The organism is bacterium (genome assembly GCA_023228325.1).
In the GTDB taxonomy this organism is placed as follows: domain Bacteria; phylum Auribacterota; class UBA6266; order UBA6266; family UBA6266; genus UBA6266.
In genome coordinates, this window is the sequence record JALOBK010000036.1 from 1 (window position 1) to 3,143 (window position 3,143).

The window sequence follows — 3,143 nt, forward strand, 5'->3', positions numbered from 1 at the left end:
GGGGTTGAAAATGTAAGCCAAATCAAAGAAGTCAAAGAAAAAAAGAAACAAAGATCACTAGAAAAATATGGAACTGAATATGTTTTTCAATCTGAAGAAATCAAAGAATCAATCAAAAAAACATGCATGGAGAGATATGGCGTCGAGTATGCAATGCAATCAGAAGAAGTCAAAGAAAAAGTGAATGAGACATTCAGAAAAAAATACGGAGATCATCCATTCAAAATAAAAGAATTTAGAGATAATATCAAAAAAATATTTATGGAAAAATATGGAAGTGAATCATTTGTTGAATCACAGGAATTTAGAAAAAGAAATATTGAAAAATTCGTAAATAAGTATAAAGACTGGTATGACAAATATAAACAATTAGTTCCGGATTGTGATACATTTGATGAATTAATTTTCAATAAAAATGGACTTGTGAATCTAACATGTAAAAATTGTGGATTAAAATATACAAGAAAAGCTCCAAGATCCTTATGTTGTCCAAAATGTCACAGATCATATTTAGAACAGGAAATGGAATTATTTCTTAGATCTATTGGTGTAGAAAATATAGTTTTAAATACAAGAAAAATAATCTCACCATACGAAATAGATTTATTTCTTCCAGATTATAATATTGGAATAGAGATGCACGGATTGTTGTGTCACTCCGAATTTTTTGCAATAAGAAAATTATGTAAAAAAAATATTCCCGAAGTATTAAAGAAAATGAAAAAGAAACTATCACTGCATTACATTAAATTCAAAGAGTGCTCCAATAAAAAAATAAAATTAATTCAAATATTTGAGGATGAGTGGTATAACAAGCGAGAAATAGTTGAATCTAGAATTAAGTATGCGTTGAATAAAATTGAAAATTCAATTCATGCTAGAAAATGTGAAATTAAAGAAATAGGTTCCAGAGATAGTAATGTATTTCTGGAAGATAACCATATCCAAGGAAGAGACACATCTTCTATTCATATTGGAGCGTATTATAAAACCGAGTTAGTTTCTGTTATGACATTTTCTAAACCATCTATAGCTAAAGGTGGAGATCCAAATTCTAAAGCATTTGAGATATCCAGATTTGCATCTAAATTAAATACAAATATTTCTGGAATAGCCAATAGATTATTTAAATATTTTGTTGAGAAATATAATCCAATTTCAGTATTCACTTATGCAGATGCAAGATGGTCCTCTGGTGATATATATCTAAAAATGGGATTTGAATATAAAAAATGGACCGGTTTAAACTATTGGTACACGGATGGATTTGATAGATGGCATAGATTTAGATTTAGGAAAGGAAATGATGACCCCAAGGATATGCCAGAATGGATGATAAGAGGGTTTCAAGGTCTATTTAGGATTTGGGACTGTGGTCATTACAAATTTGAAAAAATATTTAGAAAGGAGTGAGGATGTCGAAATATACAACATTTCCAATATGTTTAATTCCATCAATACAAAATGATGATCCAACTAGATGTCAGATGGCAGCGTCACAATTAAAACAATCTTTAATATTAGAAAATCCAGATATTCCAATGATATCAACAGGATATGACAATATATCTCATCTTGGATTATATCACAAATATGCCGATAAATCCGGAATTGTTTTATATAGAAATAATCAAATTTTAATTTTAAAATATGATGACGGAAATTGTGAAACTTTCAGAATGTATTGGTATATAAAGTGCAATTTTAATAAGGGGGATAAATTTAATTCTGGCGATTTGCTGTTTGAACACGTCAGCACTGACAATGGTATCATAAAGTATGGAAAAAATATGCTTGTTGCGTATATGGAATATTTTGGATATTGTCATGAAGATTCAATAGTTTTTTCAGAATCAGCAGCAAGTAAATTTACATCCGATATTGAAGATGAATTGACTTTGACTATAAATCCCAATGAGGTTCTATTGTCATTAGAAAAAGATAATTATAAGCCTCTTCCCAGAATTGGTGATGTCATAAAGAAAAATGATCCATTGTTGCTTGTCAAATACTTATCTGGAAATCCAAGATTTTTATGTGAAGAACCTAAACCGTATTATCTTAAAAATGATGTGGTAGTAACCGATGTTAAGTTTTTCATAAATGACTGGTGTAAAAATTATGGAGAATATAATCAATATATAGTTTCAATTCTCGAAGAGTCCAAAAAAATGAATGAAGAACTTTCTAAATTAAAAGGTAGAATTTCGGATATAGACTTAGAAAGAGCTTGTGATATAATGAATTGTGACATACATAAATACAAAGGAAAAATCAATGATAAAAATATAAGGGTAGATGGGTTAATTGTTAGCATAAAATATACATATAAAAAACATACACAAGTTGGAGATAAATATTCCAATAGACACGGCAATAAAGGTGTTATAAGTATTATTGTTCCAGATAACGAAATGCCAATCACACCATGGGGTCAACCAATAGATATTATATTGAGTGATCTTAGTATTATTTCTCGTATGAATATGGGACAGTTGTTTGAGTTGCATGGTGGGCTTTCATTGCATTTTTTAAAGAATCAGTTATCGGAACTATATGAAAAAGACCCCGATAGAGCTATTGCTAATTTAATATCTGTAATGACAAAAGTTGATTCCACCAATGGAAAATGGTATAGCAATGAAATAATAAATGCATATAAAAAATATGGTCCAGATAAGAGATTGATAGATGATTTAATATTAATACAGCCGCCATTTGAAAGTGTAACCAAAGAAACATTGGATATGTTTTTGAATATAACTGGAACACAAAAATCTTATAAATTAAAACTTAAAGGCAGAGAAATAGGGCCAGTTGCCATTGGGTATATGTATATGTTAAAATTGATTCACACCATAGATACAAAATTAAAAGCAAGAACGGTCGGAAATTACACCAGAAAAACAATTCAACCAGCATCTGGTCAAGGAGCACAAAGAGTTGGTGAGATGGAAATTTGGGCTTTAATAGCATATGACGCTATACAAAACTTGAAAGAAGTAAATATAAAATCTGATGATCTAGGAAGTAAAATTAATTTGTTAAGAAAATTGTATAACACTGGATTTGCAGACAATGTTGAATTGAAAACAGAACCAGCAGCTCTCCAGCTTTTTAGGTATTATTTAAATTCTATTGGA

The 3,143-nt window shown here is 29.5% G+C and carries 2 protein-coding genes; both read left to right on the top strand.

The features are described from left to right. Positions 1-1,413 (top strand): hypothetical protein (locus M0R36_11415; GenBank protein ID MCK9556399.1); only part of this gene is annotated, 1,413 nt, incomplete at its 5' end. A gap of 2 nt (positions 1,414-1,415) precedes the next feature. Further along, positions 1,416-3,143 (top strand): hypothetical protein (locus tag M0R36_11420; protein MCK9556400.1); only part of this gene is annotated, 1,728 nt, incomplete at its 3' end.